The organism is Pseudomonas sp. NFACC46-3 (genome assembly GCF_900114515.1).
Lineage (GTDB): Bacteria > Pseudomonadota > Gammaproteobacteria > Pseudomonadales > Pseudomonadaceae > Aquipseudomonas > Aquipseudomonas fluorescens_Q.
Map to the genome: position 1 here is coordinate 89,039 of NZ_FOTH01000007.1, position 23,743 is coordinate 112,781.

General features: G+C 61.5%; 22 protein-coding genes. 7 read left to right on the forward strand and 15 right to left on the reverse strand.

The window, feature by feature from the left end:
• Nucleotides 1-86: 86 nt before the first annotated feature.
• Nucleotides 87-560 carry a (2Fe-2S)-binding protein gene (locus tag BM300_RS10310; protein WP_072345188.1) on the forward strand — a complete coding sequence of 158 codons (474 nt, stop codon included), beginning with the start codon at nucleotides 87-89 and terminating at the stop codon, nucleotides 558-560.
• 12 nt (nucleotides 561-572) lie between these two features.
• The gene (locus tag BM300_RS10315; protein WP_092462777.1) at nucleotides 573-2,810 is read left to right on the forward strand and encodes a xanthine dehydrogenase family protein molybdopterin-binding subunit; all 2,238 of its coding nucleotides are present in this window, start codon (nucleotides 573-575) and stop codon (nucleotides 2,808-2,810) included.
• 46 nt (nucleotides 2,811-2,856) lie between these two features.
• Here BM300_RS10315 and BM300_RS10320 read toward each other — a convergent pair whose 3' ends face one another.
• The 6 genes from BM300_RS10320 to BM300_RS10345 form a co-directional block, all read right to left on the reverse strand.
• Nucleotides 2,857-3,765, reverse strand: a complete 909-nt coding sequence (locus tag BM300_RS10320; RefSeq protein WP_072345184.1) for an AraC family transcriptional regulator — start codon at nucleotides 3,763-3,765, stop codon at nucleotides 2,857-2,859.
• A gap of 240 nt (nucleotides 3,766-4,005) precedes the next feature.
• Nucleotides 4,006-4,752 carry a YkgJ family cysteine cluster protein gene (locus BM300_RS10325; protein ID WP_072345182.1) on the reverse strand — a complete coding sequence of 249 codons (747 nt, stop codon included), beginning with the start codon at nucleotides 4,750-4,752 and terminating at the stop codon, nucleotides 4,006-4,008.
• Nucleotides 4,753-4,979: 227 nt separating this feature from the next.
• Nucleotides 4,980-6,053, reverse strand: a complete 1,074-nt coding sequence (locus BM300_RS10330; RefSeq protein ID WP_092462779.1) for an alpha/beta fold hydrolase — start codon at nucleotides 6,051-6,053, stop codon at nucleotides 4,980-4,982.
• Nucleotides 6,054-6,113: 60 nt separating this feature from the next.
• Nucleotides 6,114-7,484 (reverse strand): epoxide hydrolase family protein, encoded by a 1,371-nt coding sequence (locus tag BM300_RS10335; protein ID WP_092462781.1) that lies wholly within the window; start codon nucleotides 7,482-7,484, stop codon nucleotides 6,114-6,116.
• A 37-nt stretch (nucleotides 7,485-7,521) separates the two neighbouring features.
• Complete coding sequence (locus tag BM300_RS10340) at nucleotides 7,522-7,779, reverse strand: DUF2790 domain-containing protein (protein ID WP_092462783.1); 258 nt, start codon at nucleotides 7,777-7,779, stop codon at nucleotides 7,522-7,524.
• A 179-nt stretch (nucleotides 7,780-7,958) separates the two neighbouring features.
• Nucleotides 7,959-8,921, reverse strand: a complete 963-nt coding sequence (locus tag BM300_RS10345; protein WP_092224631.1) for an AraC family transcriptional regulator ligand-binding domain-containing protein — start codon at nucleotides 8,919-8,921, stop codon at nucleotides 7,959-7,961.
• A gap of 67 nt (nucleotides 8,922-8,988) precedes the next feature.
• Between BM300_RS10345 and BM300_RS10350 the strand changes: the two genes are divergently transcribed.
• Both BM300_RS10350 and BM300_RS10355 read left to right on the forward strand, forming a co-directional pair.
• Nucleotides 8,989-9,843, forward strand: a complete 855-nt coding sequence (locus tag BM300_RS10350; RefSeq protein ID WP_092143551.1) for a sterol desaturase family protein — start codon at nucleotides 8,989-8,991, stop codon at nucleotides 9,841-9,843.
• On the forward strand, nucleotides 9,840-10,433 hold the full coding sequence (locus BM300_RS10355) for an NADPH-dependent FMN reductase (protein ID WP_092412982.1): 594 nt from the start codon (nucleotides 9,840-9,842) through the stop codon (nucleotides 10,431-10,433). The genes BM300_RS10350 and BM300_RS10355 overlap by 4 nt, the downstream gene beginning before the upstream one ends.
• Nucleotides 10,434-10,461: 28 nt before the next feature.
• Here BM300_RS10355 and BM300_RS10360 read toward each other — a convergent pair whose 3' ends face one another.
• A complete protein-coding gene (locus BM300_RS10360) occupies nucleotides 10,462-11,973 on the reverse strand; it encodes a methyl-accepting chemotaxis protein (RefSeq protein ID WP_092462786.1) in 1,512 nt (503 codons plus the stop codon).
• Between the two features lie 180 nt (nucleotides 11,974-12,153).
• Between BM300_RS10360 and BM300_RS10365 the strand changes: the two genes are divergently transcribed.
• On the forward strand, nucleotides 12,154-13,302 hold the full coding sequence (locus BM300_RS10365; RefSeq protein WP_092462788.1) for a MalY/PatB family protein: 1,149 nt from the start codon (nucleotides 12,154-12,156) through the stop codon (nucleotides 13,300-13,302).
• A 125-nt stretch (nucleotides 13,303-13,427) separates the two neighbouring features.
• Here BM300_RS10365 and BM300_RS10370 read toward each other — a convergent pair whose 3' ends face one another.
• Nucleotides 13,428-13,832 (reverse strand): VOC family protein, encoded by a 405-nt coding sequence (locus BM300_RS10370; protein WP_063321290.1) that lies wholly within the window; start codon nucleotides 13,830-13,832, stop codon nucleotides 13,428-13,430.
• Between the two features lie 187 nt (nucleotides 13,833-14,019).
• Here BM300_RS10370 and BM300_RS10375 point away from each other — a divergent pair, with 187 nt between their 5' ends.
• Nucleotides 14,020-14,877 (forward strand): SDR family oxidoreductase, encoded by an 858-nt coding sequence (locus tag BM300_RS10375; protein ID WP_092462790.1) that lies wholly within the window; start codon nucleotides 14,020-14,022, stop codon nucleotides 14,875-14,877.
• A 171-nt stretch (nucleotides 14,878-15,048) separates the two neighbouring features.
• On the opposite strand, the gene BM300_RS10380 is transcribed toward BM300_RS10375, so the two are convergent.
• From BM300_RS10380 to BM300_RS10390, 3 genes are read right to left on the reverse strand one after another with little or no spacing between them, the layout of a single operon-like run.
• On the reverse strand, nucleotides 15,049-15,492 hold the full coding sequence (locus tag BM300_RS10380; protein WP_092224573.1) for a DUF421 domain-containing protein: 444 nt from the start codon (nucleotides 15,490-15,492) through the stop codon (nucleotides 15,049-15,051).
• Nucleotides 15,493-15,499: 7 nt separating this feature from the next.
• Nucleotides 15,500-16,018 carry a hypothetical protein gene (locus tag BM300_RS10385; RefSeq protein WP_092143570.1) on the reverse strand — a complete coding sequence of 173 codons (519 nt, stop codon included), beginning with the start codon at nucleotides 16,016-16,018 and terminating at the stop codon, nucleotides 15,500-15,502.
• A gap of 11 nt (nucleotides 16,019-16,029) precedes the next feature.
• On the reverse strand, nucleotides 16,030-16,530 hold the full coding sequence (locus BM300_RS10390) for a CinA family protein (protein WP_092224576.1): 501 nt from the start codon (nucleotides 16,528-16,530) through the stop codon (nucleotides 16,030-16,032).
• Nucleotides 16,531-16,698: 168 nt separating this feature from the next.
• Here BM300_RS10390 and BM300_RS10395 point away from each other — a divergent pair, with 168 nt between their 5' ends.
• Nucleotides 16,699-17,310 (forward strand): Yip1 family protein, encoded by a 612-nt coding sequence (locus BM300_RS10395; RefSeq protein ID WP_092462791.1) that lies wholly within the window; start codon nucleotides 16,699-16,701, stop codon nucleotides 17,308-17,310.
• A gap of 51 nt (nucleotides 17,311-17,361) precedes the next feature.
• Here BM300_RS10395 and ligD read toward each other — a convergent pair whose 3' ends face one another.
• The 4 genes from ligD to BM300_RS10415 are packed head-to-tail and all read right to left on the reverse strand — an operon-like array spanning nucleotide 17,362 to nucleotide 23,506.
• Entirely contained in the window at nucleotides 17,362-19,968 is a 2,607-nt protein-coding gene (gene ligD / locus BM300_RS10400; protein ID WP_092462793.1) for a DNA ligase D, read from the reverse strand.
• Complete coding sequence (locus tag BM300_RS10405; protein WP_092462795.1) at nucleotides 19,965-21,128, reverse strand: carboxylate-amine ligase; 1,164 nt, start codon at nucleotides 21,126-21,128, stop codon at nucleotides 19,965-19,967. Before BM300_RS10405 ends, ligD begins: the two co-directional genes overlap by 4 nt.
• On the reverse strand, nucleotides 21,100-22,110 hold the full coding sequence (locus BM300_RS10410; protein ID WP_092462797.1) for a methyltransferase: 1,011 nt from the start codon (nucleotides 22,108-22,110) through the stop codon (nucleotides 21,100-21,102). Before BM300_RS10410 ends, BM300_RS10405 begins: the two co-directional genes overlap by 29 nt.
• Before the next feature lie 10 nt (nucleotides 22,111-22,120).
• Nucleotides 22,121-23,506, reverse strand: a complete 1,386-nt coding sequence (locus tag BM300_RS10415; RefSeq protein ID WP_092462835.1) for an iron-containing redox enzyme family protein — start codon at nucleotides 23,504-23,506, stop codon at nucleotides 22,121-22,123.
• Between the last annotated feature and the right edge of the window lie 237 nt (nucleotides 23,507-23,743).

The window sequence follows — 23,743 nt, forward strand, 5'->3', positions numbered from 1 at the left end:
CAATCATCCGCCCGGATCGTGCAATCGCTCCCAAACATAGCTTTCTATAGTTAACCAGAGCCAAACCATCCGGAGCTGGTACCCCTATGAGCGCCCTCAACATCAATGGCCGTGAATACACGGTCGACGTAGACCCAAGCACCCCGATTCTTTGGACCTTGCGCGACACGCTGGGCATGACCGGCACCAAGTTCGGCTGCGGCGCGGCGTTGTGTGGCGCTTGCACCGTGCACCTGGATGGCCAGGCCATTCGTTCCTGCGTGACGCCCATTGCCGCCGCCGAAGGCAAGAAAATCACCACCATCGAAGCGGCAACCAACGGCAGCGATCCGGTCGGTAGCGCCGTGCACGATGCATGGGTCAAGCATGATGTGGCGCAATGTGGCTACTGCCAGAGCGGCCAGATCATGAGCGCGACCGCTTTCCTCAAGGCCCAACCCAAGGGCAAGCAGCCCACGGCCGCCGAGATCGACTCGGCCATGGCCGGCAACATCTGCCGCTGTGGCACCTACGCCCGTATCCGCGCCGCGGTGGCTGATGCCGCCAAAGCCCTTGCCTGATCGGAGCAGACCATGTTGAACGAGATCTTTCCGAACGAGCGCCCTCGCGCCTTGCAACTCCTGCTTGAACGCGACGAGGCTGACAGCCCCGCTACGCTGCCGCGCCGCAGTTTTCTCAAGATCGTCGGCATCGGCGGGCTGGCCTTGGGGGCGTTTCCACACCTGGCCATGGCGCAAGAGACCAGTGGCGCCGCTGTGCCGCTCAAACCGAGCCAGCAACCCTCGGCATTCGTGCAAATCGCGCCCAGCGGCGAAGTGACGGTGACCATCAACCGCCTGGAATTCGGCCAAGGCGTGCAGACCGGCTTGCCGATGATTCTTGCCGAAGAACTCGATGCCGACTGGAGCCTGGTACGCAGTCGCAACGGCAACAGTGACGCCGCCTACATGGACCCGAATTTCGGCATTCACCTGACCGGCGGTTCCAACTCGATCAAGAACAGCTACACCCAGTACCGCGAACTCGGCGCCCGTGCCCGCGCCATGTTGCTGAGTGCCGCCGCCGCGCGCTGGAACGTGGACGTGGCGAGCCTGAGTACCCAGGCCGGCACGGTCCTCGGCCCGGCAGGCCGTAAAGCCAGCTACGGCGAACTGGCCGAAGCCGCGATGGCGATGCCGGTGCCCGAGCAGATCACGCTCAAGGATCCCAAGGATTTCCGCATCATCGGCCAGGCCACGACACGCATCGACGCCAAGGCCAAGAGCAGCGGCCAGCAGGATTTTGGCATCGACATGCATCTGCCGGGGCAGCTCACCGCTGTTGTCGCCCGCCCTCCGGTGTTCGGCGCCAAAATCGCCTCCCTGGATGACAGCGCGGCACGTGCCACGAAAGGGGTAAAAGCCGTGTTGCGCGTACCCCTGGACGGCGGTGCCGAAGGTGTTGCGGTGGTCGCCGACAGTTACTGGCAGGCAAAGCTGGCACGCGATGCGCTGAAGGTGGAGTGGGATGCGAGCGCTGTAGAAAAAGTGGACAGTGAGAAACAATTGGCTCAATACCGGGAACTGGCCAACCAGCCCGGCCCACTGCACTTTGATGCCGACATGACGCCACTTGCTGGCGCGCCGCATCAACTGGACGCCGAGTTCGTGTTTCCCTACCTCGCCCATGCCCCGATGGAGCCCCTCAATTGCACCGTGCAGCTCGCCGGGGATGGCGCTCAATTGTGGGTCGGTACGCAGTTCCCCGGCGGTGACGGTGCCGCGGCCGCCAAGGTGCTTGGCCTCAAGCCAGAGCAGATCCAAGTGAACGTGCAGACCGCCGGCGGTGGTTTTGGCCGGCGCGGCGTGCCCACCAACGATTTCGTCGTACTGGCTTGCGAGGTCGCCAAGGCCGCGCGCACCGCCGGGGTCAACGCCCCTATCCGCACCCTTTGGAGCCGGGAGGACGACATCAAGGGCGGTTACTATCGGCCCATGCACCTGCACCGTGCGCGCATCGGTTTTGACGACAGCGGCAAGGTGCTCGCCTGGGACCACGCCCTGGTGGGCCAATCGATCATCACCGGCACCGTGTTTGGCGGGCGAGTGAAAAACGGCATCGACCCGACCGCCACGGAAGGCCTGCGTAATCCGTATCCGCTGCCCATGCGGCTGACGGTTCATCACCCCAAGCTCAACGTGCCCGTGCTGTGGTGGCGCAGCGTGGGCTCCACCCATACGGCGTTTGTGATGGAAACGCTGATCGACGAGATCGCCCGCACGACCAAGCAGGATCCAGTGGCCTACCGGATGAAGCTGTTTGGCGACCAGAGCCCACGCCATCGCGAGGCGCTGCAATTGGCCGTGGACAAGAGTGCGTATGGCAAGCGCCAGTTGCCGGCGGGCCATGCCTGGGGCGTGGCGGTCCACGAGTCGTTCAGCTCGGTGGTGGCCTACGTCGTCGAAGCCTCGGTGCAGGACGGTCGTCCGGTGCTGCATAACGTGACGGCCGGTGTGCACTGCAACCTGGCGGTCAACCCTCGCAGTGTCGAGGCCCAGGTCCAAGGCGCGGCGCTGATGGGATTGTCGATGTGCCTGCCAGGTGGCGCGATCACGCTGAAAGATGGAGTGGTGCAACAAAGCAATTTTGCTGACTTCAGCGTGCCGCGCATTACCGACATGCCGACATTTGCCGTCCACATCGTGCCCAGCGCCGAGCCTCCTACGGGGATGGGTGAACCCGGCCTGCCGGCACTGGCCCCCGCTTTTGCCAACGCGGTGGCGAGCCTGACGGGTAAACCGTTGCGTGAGTTACCTTTCAAATTGGCGTGACAGGCGTGTGAGGCTGTCTGGCCGCAACGCCAGACAAGCCTCACGATCACAAGCGAATGCGCTTGATATCCCGCTGCGGTGGCGCGCCGAACAGGCGGCTGTATTCACGGCTGAACTGCGAGGCACTTTCATAGCCAACCAAGCCCCCTGCACTGCTCGCATCGACATTCTGGCTCAACATCAACTGCCGAGCGGCTTGTAGCCGCAGCTGCTTCTGGTATTGCAACGGACTCATTCCGGTCACGGTGCGAAAATGCTGGCGAAACGTGGATGGACTCATGTGCGCTTGTGCCGCCAGATCGTCCATACGCAACGCCTGGCGAAAATTCAGTTTCAGCCAGGCAACCGTCTTGGCGATGTGCTGGCTGGGTGACCCGGCAGCGATCACATGCAGCAACTGTGGCGCGTGGGCACCGCTCAACAGGCGCGCGATGATCTCTTCCTTGATCAGCGGAGCGACTGTCTCAAGCAGCGACGGTTCCTCCAGCAGGTCTATCAAGCGTCGCAGGGCGTCCAGCACCCTGGTATCCAGCGCTTGTACGGTAACCGGTCGAAACGCGTCGTCCCTCATGCGTTGTGACAACTGCATGCGCTCGGCCACTTGCATCACCATCGTGCTGTCGAATCTCAGCATCATGCCCAGGAACGGCTTGGCGACGCTGGCTTGGGAGATGTGGGAAATGACCGGCAGATCCACGCAGGTCACCATCGACTGGCCCGGCGCGTAAGTCAGTATCTCGTCCCCGAGCATGGCTTGCTTGCGGCCCTGCAAGGTCACACCGAGACCCAGGCCATAGATGCAGTGCGTCGGCGCGGTGATCGCGTTGCGCCGATGCAGGCTCAAGCCGGCAATGGCGGTGATCTGGTCGCCCTCGCTGGGCACAAGCTGGCTGACCGAACCGGCCAGGCGACTGATGTCGCTGACGCCCTGGTCGCAGTTGAAGTCGGTGTGCACATTTCACTCCTTGGAAACATCGGACCCACGACTTGGTGATGCGAACACTGTTCGCCATCACCGTAAGTCGTTGATTAATATGGACGCAGTATGCTGGGTCGGCGGTTCGAGTCGCTTGCCTGATTGACGCAATTTCTTACTCGATTTAACGATCCGTAGCTCGCATCAGTCACCTCGGGCCAGAAATGACAATATGTTTCAGGAGTTTGGGGGGCACAAAGTGATGGTTTGGCTGGGTGCCTAAAGATTCTGGAAGATGTAGCCGGTTGACCGTTGATCATCCAGCGCGACCCCCACTTGCAGCAGGCGTTGGGCCAGGGCCGGCGTTTCGACCCGCACTTTCCAATCCAGGCCTGTCGGTGCCACGGGGGCGCGATCGTAGCGAATGATCGCTTCAGTCAACTGCGCCCTATCAGGCAAGTACACCGCCAACGCGTTGCCCTTCCAGGCGGCGACGTTCATGCCCATCGCTTCACACAGCGCAATCTTGGCCTGGGCATCGTCCCTGTCCGCCTGGCGGGAGCGTTCGATCTGATCGGCCAGGATCGGATCGACAACGCGGTCGCTGAACAAGACCTCGCCCGTCTCCCAGACCTCAGGCGGACAGACCTTGTCGGCAGGACGCAAGGCAATGAGCGGATTGATTTCCATCGGATAGATTCGACAGACCAGCGGCCGCTCTTCATAGATGCCGCAACGACCATCGTCGCCGAGATTGCGGCACTGCGTCAGCGCATTGCCCGCCAGTACCGCCACGACTCGAATCTGGGCATCGCCACTGGTGACGGCCACGGCCCGTTGGGCGCTGTGGGCGAATTGCCTAGGCTCGGAAGGCCAGGTTGACTCATCGAACGCTTCCAGTATGACCGCCACCTCATGTCCGCGGTGTAGCCACTGCCTTGCCTCATCCAACGTCAGTGGAATCAGCCGCCCCTTGCAGCAGATGCCGCAGCCGTTGCAGGCAAAGCGGATCGTGTTGTTTTCCATATCAAGCACTCGCACACGTGTTTTCGATGGCCTACAGAAGTCCCCGCCACTCGGATTCAGCTGTGGCAGGGCCTCAGGGCCGCGAGAGTATGTGGAGCGAAACGCCTATCCGGTTGCCGGATTCGCCGGCATGTTTGCCTGATCCAAGGTGATTTCAGGTATCAGCCTTTGGGAGGCGAACCCGTTGTTTCGGGTTCCCCTTCACTTCAGATGCCGGGAACGCGGCTTCACTGGAGGTGATCGGCGTCGATCACGGCCTGGGCGAACGCCCGCGGTGCTTCTTGCGGCAAGTTGTGGCCGACACCGCCATCGATCAGGCGATGTTCGTATTGGCCAGTGAAACGCTTGGCATAGGCTTCGGCGGGCGGATGAGGAGCGCCATTGGCATCACCCTCCAAGGTGATGGTCGGCACGCTGATCGACGGGAACGTCGCCAGTTTCTTTTCCAGCGCATCGTATTTGGCCTCGCCCTTGACCAGGCCCAGGCGCCAGCGATAGTTGAAGATTGAAACGGCGACATGATCGGGGTTCTGCAAAGCGGCGGCACTGCGCTCATACGTTGCGTCATCGAAGTTCCACTTGGGCGACGCCAGCTTCCAGATCAGTTTGGCGAAGTCGTGGGTGTTTTTCTCGTAACCGAGGCGGCCGCGCTCGGTCGCAAAGTAGAACTGATACCACCACTGCAGTTCGGCGGCCGGTGGTAGCGGTGTCTTGCCGGCCTCCTGGCTGCCGATCAGGTAGCCACTCACCGCCACCAGCGCCTTCACCCGCTCCGGCCAAAGGGCCGCGACAATGTCGGCGGTGCGTGCGCCCCAGTCATAACCGCCGAGCACGGCCTGCTTGATCTTCAGCGCGTCCATGAAATCAATCAGATCGCTTGCCAGTGCAGAAGGCTGGCCGTTGCGCAGGGTCTTGGCCGACAGGAAGCGCGTGTCGCCATAACCGCGGGCGTACGGTATCAGCACGCGATAGCCCTTCTCTGCCAGCGCTGGCGCCACATCCGCGTAGCTGTGAATGTCATAGGGCCAACCATGCAGCAGGATGACCACCGGCCCATCGGCGGGACCGACCTCGGCATAGGAAACGTCCAACAGGCCAGCCTTGACGTGCTTCAACGGGCCGAACGAGGTGTGACTGCCCGGTGTAATGGCGCCGATGGTGCTGGCAGGTATATCGGCGGCGTTAGCCTGCGACGAAGCGAAGCCCAAGGCGCCCAATTGCATCATCGCGAACACCAGGAGGGCTGGGGTGAACAAGCGACCATGGCGCGCTGCGGATGGGTGGTTCAGAGTCGTGTCCATGTGAATCTCTCTTACGAATGGCGGGTGAGCGGCTCACGGTTCTGAGCCGCCAGGAAAGGTTTAATGAGCGGTCTGGGCGACGGTGTTTTTCGCGGCGCTACGCAATGGCCGGAATGCCTCGCGCAACTCTTCGCTGAACAATTGCGGCTGCTCCCAGGCAGCGAAATGGCCGCCCTTGCTGACTTCGTTGAAGTAGGACAGCGACGGGTAGGCGCGCTGGGCCCAGGTTTTCGGTGCGCGATAGATTTCGTGGGGGAACACGGTGATCGCTACCGGGACCTTGATGTCAGCGGTTTTTTGCGCCACCGCACTGAAGTTATTGTTGTTGTTCTCCCAATAGAAACGGGAGGACGATGCGCCGGTGTCGGTCAGCCAGTACAGGCTGATGTCGTCGAGCATTTCATCGCGACTGAGCACACGCTCAGGCTTGCCTTCGCTGTCAGTCCAGGCGGCAAATTTCTCGTACATCCATGCCGCTGTGCCCGAGGGCGAATCTGCCAGCAGGTAACCGATGGTCTGCGGCCGGGTCACCATCATTGCGCCGTAGGCTGCATTGCGGCCGAAGAAGCTGCTCAGCGAGTTGTAGGCAGTGCGTTCTGGAGCGCTCAACCCGGCCGGTGCCGGTTCGCCGCTGGTGATCGGCTTCACCAGCTCCGGCGGCACGGTCGCCGGCATGTTCAAATGGATACCCAGCAAACCGGGCGGCGCCAGGCGGCCCAAGGCGTCGGAGATGACCGACCCATGATCACCGCCCTGGGACACGTAATGGGTGTAGCCGAGGCGTTTCATCAGCACGTCCCAGGCCTTGGCCACGCGGTCCGGGCCCCAGCCCAACTCGGTCGGCTTGCCGGAAAAGCCGTGACCTGGAATCGACGGAATCACGACGTCGAAAGAGTCCTCGGCACGCCCCCCGTAGGCGGTTGGATCGGTCAACGGGCCGATGGTCTTGAGGAACTCGAATTGCGAACCCGGCCAGCCATGGGTAAGGATCAGCGGCATGGCGTTGGGATTGCGCGAACGCACATGAATGAACTGGATGTCGACACCATCGATCGTGGTGATGAACTCGGGCAATGCATTGAGCCTGGCCTCGGCCTTGCGCCAGTCATAACCGTTGCCCCAATACTTCACCAAGTCCTGTACCTGGGCCAGTTGCACGCCCTGGGAAACGTCATTGACGGTTTCCTTGTCCGGCCAACGGGCGTCGGCAATGCGCTTGCGCAGTTCGGCCAGCTTCGCGTCATCGACATGGATGCGGTATGGGCGGATGGCCTCGGATTGAGACGATTGAACCGTACTGGCTGGCGCGACCGCGGCGGTGGCCGCCCAGGCTCCCGGGCTGGCAGCGAGCAGTGCGAGACTGAGCGCACTGCCCCTGGCGGTGTGAACCAGGCAACGGTGCCAGGCGCAAACGGATGAAATTGCAAGCATGATGACTCTCCTTGAGTGAGTGGCCCACGGACCTGGATCAATTGTCCTGAGCGCAGTCCTGGGCGACGGCGTCGTAGTCCAGTGCCTGGATCTGGCCGGCCGAGTCCAAATAGGTCATGCGTGTCTCCACGACGCCGCAGCTCGAGCCTTGCTTGACCGAAAGCACCTTGGCGACATCCAGGTGGTCGCCATACATGTAGGTGTGAGGCTTGATGCTGTCTTGGGCATTGGCCACGACAGCGCCAAGGCTCAATGCGGCAAACAGGGAAGCGATGCCGAGGTTTTTCCAGTTCATGATGTTATCTCCGACGTGGGGTGAGCCAATGAGACGGCTGGGGCTGTCTCGGTGGGCTCATTTGACGTCGGCCAGGTATCGCGCATGTGTCAGCGACGGTCTTGAATGAAATCGTCCGTATCAACAATGGCCTTGGATACACAGAGATACATTCGTATCGGGAGGGCTCGCTGATTGCCTTACTTCACCGCACGCCATCTGCTTCGTGCATGCAGGTACGCGGTCGTATCGCTGTAACCCAGCTGAGCGGCAATCTGCGCCGGGGATTCGCCCTGCATTTCCAAAAGCAACTCCAGTTCGCCGCGAACCTGGTCGAGCAACTGCCTGAAGGTCGTGCCTTGTTCCTCAAGGCGCCTGCGCAAGGTTCTCGGCGTCTGGTGCAGTGCTTGCGCCAGATCGACCAGCGTTGGCGTTTCGCCTTTGGCCAATGATCGCCGGACACCGTCGGCCAGCCTGGCCGACCAGCCGGTGAAACTGCGGTGCGCGGCGACCCGGCGGTCGAGCTCCTGGGTCAACAGCTCCAACATGCCGTGATGACGCGTCTGCATCGGCAGGCGTGCGCTTGGGGCATCGAAATAGAAACGGTTGTCCGGGCAGTCGAACTCGATGCGGTCTCCAAACCATTGGCTGTACTGTTGGTAATACGAGGGCCGCGAATGGGCGAATCTGGCGAGAATCGGCTGTATGTCCTGTCCCGTTCCTCGCCGTAATTGCGTAACGGCCATTACGCCATAGTGCTCTACGACGTACCGCGCCAAATCCCCCGGCGCATCGACACTCAACTCGACGCCCAGGCCGTTTTCGTCATTGAGCAAGCGCACCGTGTCCGTATCCGAGGCGAGCGCGGCGTAGCGTGCCCAAAGCTGCATGGCCGACAAGACGTCAGGGCTGTACAGGCAAAGATAAGCCAGGACGTGCCAGTCCTGAGGCGTAAATAGCTCAAACAGTTTCAAGCCGATCGCCGGATCGACGCGCGCCGCTTCGCGCCAGAGCTGATCCAGCTCGATCAGGTTGTAGTCTTTTTGCCTCCCGCCAGCGTGACTGTCCAGGAAACGCTCCAGCACCTGGCCCAATTTGCCCCGGTGAAAGCGTTGGGGTGAACGATTGACCGCTTCTCGCTCGATTCTGTCCGTTTCGCGCATTGGGAGGGCTGACTCGCTGGCTTCTAATGAAATGGCATTGCCCGCTGGGGCCTTAATCGAGAGTGCCATGAATACAACAATGCTCGCCAATAATCCTTCTGTCGTCGTGGCCGGGATATTCCTCGCCTTCATTTTGCTGGAACTTGCTTGCTCGGCCTTGCGCCAGTCATCGGGCGGCAGGCGTGATGTACTGATTGAAGTCATCGGCTCCGGGATCCTGGTTGCAATCACCTTCCCCGCCGTCATGTGGCTGAGCGGCAAGTTGCTCAGCCTGGTTGCCCCGCAGATGAAGGACGCGCTGGTGGCGATCCCCTGGGTCGCCGGGTTCGTGTTGTTCCTGTTGCTGGACGACATGACTCAATACTGGTGGCATCGCCTGACTCACCGGGTTCCCGCCCTCTATGCGTTGCATCGCGCCCATCATTCCGCGCCCTACATGAGTGTCCGGATCGTTTATCGCAACAACAGTTTTTATTACCTGCTCATGCCCGGGATCTGGCTGTCCGGCATGCTGATCTACCTGGGCCTCGCGCCGGTCTACTACGTTTACCTGATCATCAAGATGACTGTTATTTTCGCGGCGCACAGCAGTGTTGCATGGGATGACAAGCTTTATGGGGTTCGTGGTTTGCGGCCCGTGGTCTGGCTTCTGGAGCGGATAATTTCCACCCCATCCACCCACTCTGCCCACCATGGCTTGACGGCCGAGGACGGTGTCACTCATTACAAAGGCAACTTCGGCAACCTGTTGTTTCTATGGGATGTGCTGTTCGGGACGGCAAAAATCACGCGCCGACGCCCGCCAGCCTACGGAATCGAGCACCTGTCACCGATCAGTTGGCAAGAGGAATTGTTCTGGCCCGTCGTGCGCTCACGCCGTACCGCGCCCAAGGCCAGCGCACAACCGGAGGTGACGCAATGAGCCGCCACATCGTTGTGCTGTCGGGTTCCAACCGCGGGGACAGTCAGTCGCTCAAAGTGGCGCGTTATCTGCGCCAGCGACTGACGGATCTCAACCTGTGCGACGCCAGCGACTTGATTGACCTGGCCGCCTGCCGATTGCCGCTTTGGCCGGAAAAAGACCGCGATGAGGTGTGGCGTGCCCAACAATCGATCCTTGCCAAAGCGACAGCACTGATCGTGATCAGCCCGGAGTGGAATGGCATGGCCTGCCCCGCGCTGAAGAACTTCTTCCTCTATGCGGGGACCAAGGAGCTCGGGCACAAACCCGCGCTGTTGGTGGGCGTCTCGGCTGGACTTGGCGGCGCCTATCCCATCGCCGAGCTGCGTGCGTCGAGCTACAAGAATTGCCGGATCATGTATTTGCCGGAACAGCTGATCATTCGGCAGGTGGAGTCGATGCTCAACGGCCAGGAGCCGGCCCACGAAGACGACAATCGCATTCGGGGGCGGGCTGATTGGGCGTTGCGCATGCTCTGCCAGTACGAAGTTGCGTTTCGCGAGATACGGCTGACCCTCGAACATCCTCCGGCGTTTGCTACCGGTATGTAGGCGCGGTGGTCACTGCAGATCCTGCCGCTCAGAGCGTCCCGGCTTTGCCATGAAACGCTTGCCCCAACACCGCCAAACGCTCTGCCAACGGCGGCAAGCACTGACTGCTGCGAGTCAGGATGCCAATGTTGTCGGCGTTGCGCTCAGCCACGGCCTGGACGCTCTGCAAGCGCTCATTGATCCCCATCGACGCCTTGGATTGTTCCTGGGTGGTAGTGGCGATCAGGTCGTTGAAATGGTTGATCACTGCGATGTCTTCCACCACGGCGTGGAGCAGTTGTGAAGCGAGTTGGCTGGCGGACACGCAGCGCGCCACTCCATCCCGGCTGTCTTGCATGGCGACAGCGGCCTGGCGGCTGCCCTGCTGCAGCTTGGCGATGATCTGCTGGATTTGCGTGGTGGACGTCGAGGTCTTTTGGGACAGGGTCCGGACTTCGTCGGCCACCACCGCGAAACCACGGCCCTGCTCGCCGGCCCGAGCGGCTTCGATGGCCGCGTTGAGGGCCAGCAGGTTGGTTTGTTCGGCGATACCATTGATCACATCCAGCACCTGGCCGATCTGTTGCGCCTGTTCAGCCAGGACTTGCACGGTTTCGTTGGTCAGGTTGATGCGCCCGGCCAGCTCGACGATCTCTTCTCGGGTCTGGTCAACCGTGCTGCGCCCGCGGTTGACCTGCTCGTTGGCCTGGCCGGCACGCTGCAAGGTCTGGTCGACATGGCCGGCGATGTTCTCCATGGCCTGGACCAGATGGCTGATCGCTCCGCTCATCTGCGCCACTTCATCGAGTTGGTGGCGGGCGCCGGTTTCCAGGGTCTGGCCGACTTGGGACAGGTCCTGGCCCAGGTCCGAGAGGTTTCGGGTGTCGCGCACCACGCCGTCCACCAGTTGGGTGACCTGCTGGAGGAAATGATCGAAACGCTCGCTCGACGAGACCTTGACGCCCTCGTTGTGCTGCCTGCCAGCGTCGTTGCTCAATTGCGCGGCCGCCACCAGAACCTTATCGAGCACATCCTGGTTTTCCGTGGCGTCGGCCAGGCTCTGGTTCGCCAGGTAAACCAGGATCACACTTTCCACTACCACGTAGAACGCGTGGAGAAAGACCATCGACCAGCCACCGTGGGTATCCATCACGAACACCGGATAACCCTGGTGTTGGAGCCAGTGAAAACCGAGGTGATGAACCGCAATGGTGGCGGCGGCCACGACAATCGGCAGCCAGTCACGGTAGAACGTCAACACGGCCAGCAGCACGAAGATCCCGAAGTGGAATTCGATCACACCCTGGGTCTGGTTGATGTGCAATGCCGCCATGACCATCAACGCCACCGCGATAACACAGCGCATGGCCCGAGTGCCCACCAGGACGCGATAAAGCGCGGTGCTCGCCACGCAGGTTGTCGCTCCGACCAGCAGCGCCTGGGTAAACGTCGAGTGCAGGAATGCCAGGCTCAGGGAATACAACAACGTGAGCCAAAGCAGCCCCAACATGATGCGATCGGCTCTACGGTGGTGATCGTTAAAGCGCACGGGCGATGTCATGGGGGTCGTCCTTTTCAAAGGCCTGGAGGGTCCGTTACCAATGCCGTTCACGTCTTTGGGGCGTTTCGACAGTGAACTGTAACTGATTATCATCAGTTGGTGGCACTACGCCACCAAGCTTTTCTCACTGGCCTTTGCTTTATGATGTTCGCCATCTCATGACTGACTGATGGAACCCCCATGACTTTCGATTTCGACACGGTATTGGAACGCCACGGCACCGGCAGTACCAAATGGAGCCGCTACCCGGCCGATGTGTTGCCGATGTGGGTCGCCGATATGGACTTCCCCGCCCCACCCGTGATCATCGACGCGCTGCACAAGCGCCTGGAACATCCGATGCTGGGCTACAGCGTGGCCCAGGACGATCTGCGCGCCGCCGTCGTGGCCGATCTGTGGAGCAAGTACGCCTGGCGCGTCGAGCCCCAGCAGATTGTGTTCCTGCCGGGTGTCGAGCCGGGCTTCAACATGGCCCTGCATGCCTTGGTAGAGCCCCAGCAGAATGTCGTGGTGCAGGTGCCCAACTACCCGCCGCTGCGCAACGCCCCAGGTCACTGGCAGTTGAACAAAGTGGAATTGCCATTCCACCCGGTCAACGGTGAATTCCACACGCCATTGGCTGCGTTGCGCGAGGCCTTGCAGGGCGGTGGCGCGCTGTTGCTGAGCAATCCTCACAACCCGTTGGGCAAGGTGTTTGACCGCCAGGAACTCAAGGCCGTGGCAGACATCTGCCTGGAGCAGGACGCCTGGATCATCTCCGACGAAATCCATGCCGAACTGTGCTTCGACGGCCGTGTGCACATTCCAACCGCCTCCCTCAGCCCGGAGATTGCCGAGCGCACCATCACCCTGATGTCCGCCAGCAAGGCCTTCAATATCGCCGGGTTGAAGACCTCGTTCGCCATTATCCAGAACACCAAGCTGCGCGAACGGGTCAACAGCGCCCGGGCCGGCATGGTCGACAGCGTCAATGCCCTGGGCCTTGAAGCGACCCGTGCGGCCTATAGCGAAGCCGGTCCGTGGCTAGAGGCCCTGAAGGCGTACCTGCAAGCCAACCGCGATTACCTGGTCGATGCAGTGAACACTCGCCTGCCGGGCATCACCATGACCGTACCCCAGGGCACTTACCTGGCTTGGCTGGATTGCTCCGGGTTGGGACTGGATGACCCGCAGGGCTTCTTCCTGAAAGAAGCCAAGGTGGGGCTGAGTGCCGGCCTGGATTTTGGCGACGACGCCGGTCAGTTCGTGCGCTTGAACTTCGGCTGCCCGCGGGCGCTGCTGGAGGAAGGGATCACGCGGATGGAGCGCAGCCTGAGGGCCAGGGGCTGATCCTGTGGCGAGGGAGCTTGCTCCCGCTGGCCTGCGAAGCAGCCCTCAGATAGGGGCCGCTACGCGCCCCAGCGGGAGCAAGCTCCCTCGCCACACAAGCTCCTGGCCGCAATGGGGTCTGTGCTTTATTCATGCATATCCGGCGCATGGACAAAGCACAGCTTGTTGCCCTCCGGATCGCGGCAATAGGCCCCAAAATAGCCTTCGCAATACTGCGGCCTCGGGCCGGGAGGGCCTTCGTCGGAGCCGCCCATGGCAATCGCCTGCTCCCAGGCAGCACGCACGGTTTGCGGGGAGTCCGCGGCGAAGCTCACTTGCATGCCATTGCCCCACGTAGCGGGCAGGCCATTGAAAGGCAACTGGACGAAAACCTGGGGCCAATGCTTGCCGGGCTGACGCCAGCCTTCTCCCGGCGGGCCCGAATCATTTTCGCCCTCGATACGCTCCAGCCCCAGGCAGCCGAGGACTGCATCATAAAAAGCGACCATTGTCGGCAGGTCGCGCGCGCCGATCTGTATGTGGCTGAACATTGCCCTGCTCCTTAAACGACACCTGTACTCACATTGGAGAATACAGGCCCATCCAATGTTCGCCAGGCCCCTCTATTCGCCGACGAAACACGCCTTACTACGCTCATCGACTGGCCGGACAATTCGACCGAACTCTGCCCGAAAACCCAAAGTCCACCCTCCATCGCAACCCACCTGGAGAACGACGATGGTCGACTACCCTTTCCCGCCTTTCCCTAAACAAAGCCAGCCGGTGCCCGGCAGCCAGCGCAAAATGGACCCTTACCCGGACTGCGGCGAACAGAGCTACACCGGCTCCGGACGATTGGCGAACAAAATCGCCCTGATCACCGGCGCCGACAGCGGCATCGGTCGTGCCGTGGCCATTGCCTTCGCCCGTGAAGGTGCGGATGTGGCGATTGCCTACCTGGACGAGCATGAAGACGCCCGGGAAACCGCACGCTGGGTCGAGCAGGCCGGGCGCCAATGCCTATTGCTGCCCGGTGATCTGGCGGACAAAGGCTTGTGCCGCAAGATCGTCGATGAAACCGTCGCCCGCTTCGGGCATATCGATGTCCTGGTCAACAACGCCGCGTTCCAGATGACCCACGAAAACCTGGAGGATATTCCCGACGAAGAATGGGGGCGTACCTTCGATATCAACATCACCGCGATGTTCAGGATCTGCCAGGCCGCCGTGCCGCACATGAAGCCGGGTGGCTCGATCATCAATACCAGTTCGGTCAACTCCGACATGCCCAAGCCGACGCTGCTGGCCTATGCCACCACCAAGGGCGCCATTGCCAACTTCACCGGCGGCTTGGCGCAAATGCTCGGCCCCAAGGGCATTCGTGTGAACAGCGTGGCACCCGGACCGATCTGGACGCCGCTGATCGTGGCGACCATGCCCGAGGAAGAAGTACAGAATTTCGGCTCCCAGACACCCCTTGGCCGCCCTGGCCAGCCGGTTGAAGTGGCGCCGATCTATGTGCTGCTGGCCTCGGACGAAGCCAGCTACATTTCCGGAGCCCGTTATGGGATTACCGGAGGCAAGCCGATGCTCTGATCAAGGTTGGGACTGCTTTTGTGGCGAGGGGATTTATCCCCGCTAGGCTGAAGCAGCCCTAAAAAGCTCACCTGGTATATCAGGCTGATCCCGAGTGTTGGCCTATTGGGGCTGCTTCAGCCCAACGGGGATAAATCCCCTCGCCACAATGAAGTTCGCCAGCACTCGGGGTTACTCCTTGGCAATCACCGAAATCTTCCCATTGCGCTCGATGATCGCGAACTTGATCTGCTCCAGGGCCTCGATGCCCTGGCTGGAGCGTGCCGCCTCCATGATGTCCGCCTCCACCAACCGCGCATGACGCATCCGCCCGTGCAGAATTCGTCCGTCCTCGACGATGATGGTCGGGCCACCGTCGATCAGGCGCGAAACCCATTGGGAGCGCAGTTTAAGCAATGAGAAGCCGACATCGATGGCAATCAGCGTCACGATCACCATCAGCGCGTTGGTCATCGAGAAATCATCCCCCAACAGCGCCTGTTGAGTGGCCTCGCCGATGATCATCAACAACACGAAATCAAAGGTGGTGATTTCTGCCAGCGAACGTCGCCCGGCGATCTTGAACAACACCATCAACGCCGCGTACATCACGGCCGCTCGCAGCACCGAATCCATAGGTCACCTAAGGAAAAATGAACTGATTGAAACTCACCGAGGCACCGCCAGGGGTTGCGATGCGGCTGTGATAGGTCCCGAAACCGTCGCCGAGCAATGACAGGTGCAGGCTGGCCTGCCCTCGTTCATCGGCCTGTACCCAGAGGGTCATGCCCTGCCCCGCGCCCGCCGAGCGCAGCGGTGCAGGTTGCAACGCTTGCACCTCGAAACCTTCCAGCCAATCGCCACCCAACTCGACTTCCAACACGGCGTTGGGCTGGCCCTTGAGACGGATGACCAGGACGTTGCTGGAGCCGTTGCGGTGGAAGGCCTGATACTCGACGCCCAGGCTGCCGTCGTCGCTGTGCAGCTCCCGGTTGCTCAGCGGGCCACGGGAGAACAGCCCCAGCAAGGCCAGGATCACCAACAGCACCAACACGTACCAGCCAACTCGCTCGAAACGCCAGACCTTGTGCTGGAACGCCATGTCTTCGCATACCGGAAACTGGCGGCTGCGGTGGTCGTCCTGCTCGTATGGATCGCTCATGGCCCGCCCTCCTATCGCCGCTCGCCGGCCATGGCGCGCTGGTGAAAGCCGGGCAGTTGTTGCAGCACGTATTCGGCGGCCCACAATTGCACCTGACCGCGACTGCCGAAGAAGCGCACGCAACGGCTGAACAGTGCTCGCTGACCGTCCACATCGAACGCCCAGGCAAAGCAGACGGTGCCGGCGGGTATTCCGTCCTTGTCGTCTGGCCCGAGCAGACCAGTGGTGGCCACCGCCGCATTGGCATTGGCATCGTGCAAGGCGCCGAGGGCCATTTCCTCGGCGACTTCACGGCTGGTGAGATTGAAGGTCTCGATGGTGCGCGGGCTGACACCGAGCAAGCGCTGCTTGGCCTCAGGGGAGTACACCACATAACCGCTTTCGATCAGTGAACCACTGCCGGGCACCTCGGCCAGCAATGTGACGATCTGTCCGGCGGTGCAGGATTCGGCTGTGGTCAGGCGCAGGTCATGATCGCGCAAATAATCAACCAGGATTTGGGCAACAGTCATGGCAGACGGTCCTTCGGGGATGCTGATGGGTTGACCTCTACCGTTGTGTTTCATTCCCTTTATCGCCCCGTCGGCCAGGACCAGCAAATAAATGAAACCCGAGCCTTTTTCTGTACCTCAAACTCCATAAGGGCCTCATGCAGAGGCCGTCCTGATCAGGAGGTCGTCATGTCCGCACCTTTCGTCAAACTGTTCACGCAGCCCGAATTCGCCTGGGCCGACATACGCGAGCAAGAACAGGCGCATCCACGCCATTACCTGGCTCATTTGCTGCTGCTCGCGCTGATCCCCGCGGTATGCCTGTTCATCGGCACCACTTGGACCGGATGGAGCCTGGCCGAAAACGAAACGGTACGACTCAGCAGTGCCAGCGCGCTTCAATTGTGCGTGCTGCTGTACGTGACCATCGTCGTCGGCGTCACGTTGATGGGCCTGTTCATTCGCTGGATGTCCCGCACCTTCGACGTCCGCCCGACGGTCAACCAATGCATCGGCTTCGCCGCCTATACCGCAACGCCGTACTTCCTGGCCGGAATCTTCGGGCTTTACCCGAGCCGCTGGCTGGCCGTGGCAGTGCTTTTACTGGCGTCGGCCTACTCGACGCTCCTGCTGTTCGTCGGGCTGCCCAAGTTCATGGGCCTCAAGAAGGAACAGGGCCTGCTGTATTCGGCAAGTGTCTGGGGCGTGGGCCTGCTGGTCCTGGTGACGATCCTGGTGGAAATGATCCTGCTCTGGTTCAACTACCTGCAGCCGGAATATATGCGTGTCCCGGTGGGCTGAATGCGTTTTCGGGGTGCACAATGCCGATGACAGCGGCTTGAGGTGATCCGGTTAAACTTTCTTCATACCGATACGCCTGCGCATCTCAGCCGTAATACTCTGCCGAGCTCGCTTGAGCCCAGCCCAAGGCTCATGCCCAACCTCCGCCAGACGCTCATGAACATTGTGCACGTTCCACAAATTCGCCCCCTTGAGCTCGGCCACCTCCTCGCGAAAGATCGGCACCGACACCGGCAACCCTTCCCGAGTCCGGGCGGCATAAGCGCAAATGGTGGTAGCGCCCAACCCATTGCGCAGGTAATCGATGAAAATCCGCCCTACCCGATTCTTCGGCCCGGACACCGCCGAAAAACGGTCTGGCAGCAGCTTGGCCATGTGACTGACAATCGCATGACTGAACCCCTTGACCTCGTCCCAACCCAGTTTGCGCGTCAGCGGCACCACCACATGAATGCCCTTGCCGCCGCTGGTCTTGAGGAACGCCTTGAGGCCTAGTTCATCGAGCACCGACAAGGTGAGCTGCGTCGCCTCGACCATGCTTTTCCAGGGCAGCGCCGGGTCCGGGTCAAGGTCGAGGACGAAGCGGTCGGGCTTGTCCAGATCGACAGACGTGGCATTCCAAGTGTGCAGTTCCACGGTGCTCATCTGCACCGCGCCGATCAGCGCCTCGGCGTTGTTGATGATCATCACCGGCTGCCCGGTCAGTTCCTTGTCCAGGCTGGTGATACCGGGAATCGCCAGGCGCTCGGGGTTCTTCTGGAAGAACAGCTCACCGGCGATGCCATCCGGCGCCCGGACCAAGGCGACCGGGCGGTCTTCCAGTTCCGGCAGGATGAATTCGGCCACGCTGGCGTAGTACTCGGCCAGTTGCAGCTTGGTGGTGCCGCTGCTGGCGTCAATGACCCGATCCGGATGGGTGATGCGGACCTTGCCGTCCAAGGCCGGTGCCTTGGCCTTGCTCTTGGTCCTGGCCGGTGTCGCGCCAGGCTCATCCTTGGCTTTGTTTTTTTTTGCCGTAGCGTTTTTTTTCACGGGCTTGGCCAGCTCCTGGGTAATGTCCTTGGCCGGCTTGTCGTCGCGCAAGCCATGGAAAACCGCATGGCGCACCGAGCCGTCCTTGGTCATTTCGGCAAAGGCCACTTCGGCCAGCAGCTTCGGTTCGAGCCAGTGCACGCCCTTGGCTTCGTAACCGGTGGGCGGGTTCACCACGGCGGCCTTTTTCGTCTCCAGGGGCAGCAATTGCTGGTAGATGCTTTTGAGGGTGGTTTCGTTGAACCCGGTGCCGACCTTACCGGCGTAGCGCAGCTGGCCGCTGTCGGCATCATGCAGCCCCAGCAGCAATGCACCAAAGGCGCTGCGAGCGCCCTTGGGCTCGCTGAAGCCCACCACCACGAACTCCTGGCGATTCTTGCACTTGAGCTTGATCCAGTCGTTGCTGCGCCGGGACACATAGGTGCTGCCGACGCGCTTGCCGATCAGCCCCTCCATCTGCATCTGGCAGGCGCTATTGAGCAGCGCTTCAGGGGTTTCTTCAAAGGCATCGGAAAACCGCAGCAAAGGGCTTTCGTTGGGCTCCAGCACGGCCGCCAAGGCGGCCCGGCGCTCTTGCACCGGCACTTTGCGCAAATCCATGCCGTTGAGGTAAGGCATGTCGAACAGGTAATAGGCGATCTTGCCGCTGCTGCCGGCCTCGAAGGCATTCTGCAAGGCCTGGAAGTCCGGCACGCCTTGGTCGTTGGCAACCACCATCTCGCCGTCGAGCCAGGCCGATTCCAAGCCCAGTGCGGCCAAGGCCTCGGCCTGTCTTGGCAATTTGTGGGTCCAGTCATGGCCGTTGCGGGTGAGCAGCCTGACGCCGCCGTTTTCGATCCGCGCCATGACCCGGTAACCGTCGAACTTGATTTCATAGAGCCATTCGCCGTCGGGCGCGCTTTCCACCAGGGTCGCCAGTTCCGGCTTGAGGGTGTCTGGCAGCGGCCCGGCGACCGCACCGCTGAGGGAGGTTTTCGAGGTGCGCTTCGGCGATTTCGGCTGCGCGGCTTTTTCCGGTTGTTTCACCGCTTTGGCGCCAGCCTTGCCTCGACGCTTGGGCACGAGGGTGCGATCGCTGAGCACGCTGTCCGGCTCGGCCTGGACCACGTCGTATTCGCTTTCGGGGCGGGCGGCCTGGTCCTGGTGCTTGATCAGGAACCACTGCTCCTGCTTGCCGGGCATGTGGGTGCGCACCAGGTTCCACAGGCCGCTGAGCTTTTCCCCTTGCAGCTCGAACTTGAGCCGGCCTTTTTCATAGGCCTCGTGGGGATCCCCCTGGGGAATCCAGACGCCCCGGTCCCAGACGATCACGTCACCGGCGCCATAATGGCCCTCGGGGATGTTGCCTTCGAACGTGGCGTAATCCAGCGGATGGTCTTCGACATGCACCGCCAGGCGCTTGGCTTTCGGGTCCAGGGAGGGGCCTTTGGGCACCGCCCAGCTCTTGAGTGCACCGTCCAGTTCCAGCCGAAAGTCGTAATGCAGCCGCGAGGCGTCGTGTTTTTGAATACAAAACTGCAAGGCGTGGGCAGTCTTCGCCGATTTGCGCGAGCGCTTCGCCGCCGGCTCCGGAGTGGCGGCGAAATCCCGCATGCGGTTGTAGTCATCCAGGGTCTTGCTGCTCATGGACCACCAGCCACCTGTTGCAACGCCGGATCGGCGACCGGCAGCCCGACGGTTTCCGCGAGCAATTGATCGACCACGCGGCCCAGGGCCTGTTCGACGGAATCGCCCAGCAACAGCCCCTGTTCGAAAAGGACGATTTGCCGGTCGGCGCTGGTGCCTTCCTGCACCATGCGGCGCACCTGCCCGAATACGTCCTGGACACCCAGCTCTGCTGCGGTCTCACCGAAGGTTTGCTCGGCCAGGGTCAACCATTCACCGATCAGCATCGGCTGCTCCTGCCCCTCGACGATGAACTCCGCGAGAATCCCATGACGTTTGGCCCGCCAGCGATTTTCCTTGAGGACCCACTGGGACATCTGGCTGTAGTTGGCGCCAGGCCGGCGCTGCGCCACGGCATGGGCCACCATCAGGCGAAACAGCGAAGCGAGGCACAGGACGTCGTCGACCCGAGGACAGGCATCACAAATGCGCAGTTCCAGCGTGGGGTAACGTGAGGAAGGCCGTATCACCCACCAGCAATCGCTGGGTTGGCGAATGGACCCGGTACGCATGAGCATGTCGACGTAGCTGGCGAACGCCGACTCATCTTCGAAAAACTCCGGCACGCCCATGCGTGGCCATTCATCGCAGGCCACTTGTCGATAGCTGCTGAAGCCACTGTAGCCACCGTTCCAGAACGGTGATGAAGCGCTCAGGGCCAGGAACATCGGCAACCAGGGCAGGATCTCATTCATGACCCGCACTCGATCCTGAATGGCCGGAACTTCCACATGGATATGCAGGCCCGACAGCACGCTGCGCCTCGCCACCCGTTGGTAATCATCGAACAGTTGCTGGAAATGCAGCTCGTCGGTCGGCTGCAGTACTTGGGTCGTCATCGGATGTGAACCGGCGCTGAGCAGACCCAGGCCATAGGGTGCCAACCGCTGGTTCAAGCCCGTACGCACCTGGTTCAGGTAATCGGCCGCCTCTGACAGGCTGCGAAAGATGGGCGATGCCATCTCGACCTGGCACAGGAACATTTCATGGGCGAAATGCTTGCCCAGCTCGGCCTGGCAAGCTGCGATCGCTTGTGCGGGTGGCTCGCCTGGCATGCAACGGGTTTGCAGATCGGTGATGAAATACTCCTCTTCAATGCCGAATTTCATGCGCCTGTTCATCGATAATCCCTCCGATAACCCCGCCGATACCTGCGCCAATGCGGGTTACAACCAACGCCACCACGGCGATCCGTTCCACATCCTGATAACCCGGCGTCAGCAATTCCTCACCAAACACGTCCGGGTCCAATTCCTTGTAGGTCCAGCCGAAATCCGCCGAGTCACGCCATTGACCCAGCGCTTCCAGGAACGGGTCGCGCCCATCCACCATCGCCACGCCGGTGTAGAGCACCAGCGAGCCGCCCGGTGTCAGCCGGGGCAAGGCCTGTTCGACGATACGCAACGACAACCCGGCGCCCAGGGCGCCGCCGCCATGGCGATAGGCGCGCTCGGATGGATCAGCCATGTACGGCGGGTTGGCGACGATCAGGTCGAAGCTGCCTGGCACGTCCTGCAGCACGTCGCTGCGAGCGACCTCGACATTGCCCACCTCGGCCAGCGCGGCGTTCACGGCGCTCAGGCGCAAGGCTTGCGGGTTGATATCCACCGCCATTACTTGCGCTTCACGCCGGGCGCGGGCAATCACGATCGCACCGACGCCGGCGCCACAACCGATGTCCACGGCGCGATGTACCGCCGTGAAGCTCTGCTGCAGATGAGTATGGATCAGTTGGGCGAAACGGTAGCTGTCAGGGCCGAAAAACACCGCATCGGTGGCCTGGGTGGGGAACGGCGAATGAGCGAACAGCAAGCCATCCAGGCTCGACCAGCGCACCCGGCTGCGCAGAAGGCCGTCGCGCTCTTCCAGCACATGGGCTTCTTGCAGTTGCCGCTGTTCATCGGCACTGATCAGTCCCGGCGCAAATGGCCGCGACCAACCGAACACGTCCCGCAAGGTCTTGGAGCGTTCATTGCCGGGTCGCTGGTTGACTCGCTCGTGGGTCAACGGCGTTGGGGTAATGAAACGGTAGCCGTCGGCTTGCAGGCGCCGGCCCAGTTGCAACAGCGCAAGGTCCCGCTCGGACAGGCGTTCTTCATTCATGCAGGGCTCCCTAACGAAGTGCGGACTTGAGTTCGATGAACCGACGAGTCGCCAACAGGCCGGCCGGATGGCTATGACGCCGAGCACAGAGCCAGGGCATCAGAACCTGCATCTGCTCGTTGGGCGTCCGCCCTTTCAGTGCCTGTAGCAAGCTTTGTACATCGGGATCGTCCATCGGCGTCGTCGGCTCGCAAGCAGCAACCGGAGCGCGCCGGACGCCGGATCTTGTGCCCTCGTCCAGCCAGTCACCGGCTATCCAATCGTGCAGCAGCTGTTTTTCGTAGGGGCTGAATACCCCGAACATGGCCGCTCCAGCCCCGTTGATCAGCGTCCAGAAGCGGCTGTTCTGCGGGTCTTCATGGCGTTTGATCCAGCCTTTGTTCTGCATTGCCGCCAAGAATCCTTCCAATTGGCCTGGCGCCGAAAGCCACTGGTTGACGGTCTTGCCTTCGAACTTGCAGTAATCGGAATGCATGTGCTGGCCGAACGGGCGTTTGCGTTCAAGCATGTCCAGCACTTCGCGGGTCAGGTCGAATGAACCGATGATGTCCCGGCTGCCCTGCCCCAGGTCGTTGAGGCGATAGCCCAACGTGACCCGGTGCCAGAAGGCTTCACGGTCGGCTTCCATCGGCATCAGCTGCAGCAGCCCTTGTACGGCCTTATGGGCGTGGCCGGTGCTGGCGTTGTCGATGGTGACATGAAGGGTGAAATAGTACGGATCGATGTCCAGCTCGCTCAGCTCGTAGGCGCTGATCAGCAGATGCAGGGGCAATTGCTCATAGCCCAAGTTGTAGCCGATGACTTCTGGCAGGTATTCGTCGCCGGCGTACCCCAAGGCCAGTTGCACGGCGCCTTGCAGATAAAGGGCGTCGTCGATGTCCGGGGCATCCGACAGATCGTGTTCGGCGAGCAATTTTCGATAGAGCACCACATGGTTTTGCGCGGGATGACCGTCCCCCAGTTCTTCCAGGTAGGTGCACAGCAACCCCTCGAAACGATGGTCGTGCCAGTGCTTGACCACGCCATATAGCCAGGCGCCGTCCACCCGTTTGGTCGGCGCCACAGCCTGCAGGAAGTACAAGGCGTGGGCCTTGCTGCTGAAGAACTCCCGCGCGCCGCCATTTTTGCGCCGCTCCAGGTAGTCAGCGTATTGCCGGGCCACACCGGCGCTGTGCTGCTCGACCCAGGCCAACAGCGCCATGGGGTCATCGGGCATCTCCTGGGGAAGCGCCGCGGCCTTTGCGATGCATTCCCGGAGGAACGCCTGGGCGACGGCTTGCTTGTCAGCGTCGTCGGGGCCCTGGAACAGTCGTTCATAGCATTGGCGCACGTGCCCGTCAGGCGTAACAGGGTGCACGGTTCCCGGCTGGGATTGGAGGGGTGTCAGCGCAGTCATAAGGGCCTCTTGGGTTTCGGCGGACGCTGAATCAGCACGTCTCTTCTGTTGCAGAGCACCGGCAACGACGAAAAATTCCGTTGGGTTGAAGGGCAGGCGGATAAACGGGTTGTCCATTCACGAGGGGAACCCTCGTTTCGCTCCAGCCCTCGAATACTGAGAACCACCCCAGCTGTTGAATGTGGCAACGGCGCTGTTGGGGCGAGGGAGCTTGCTCCCGCTGGAGGCGAAGCGGCC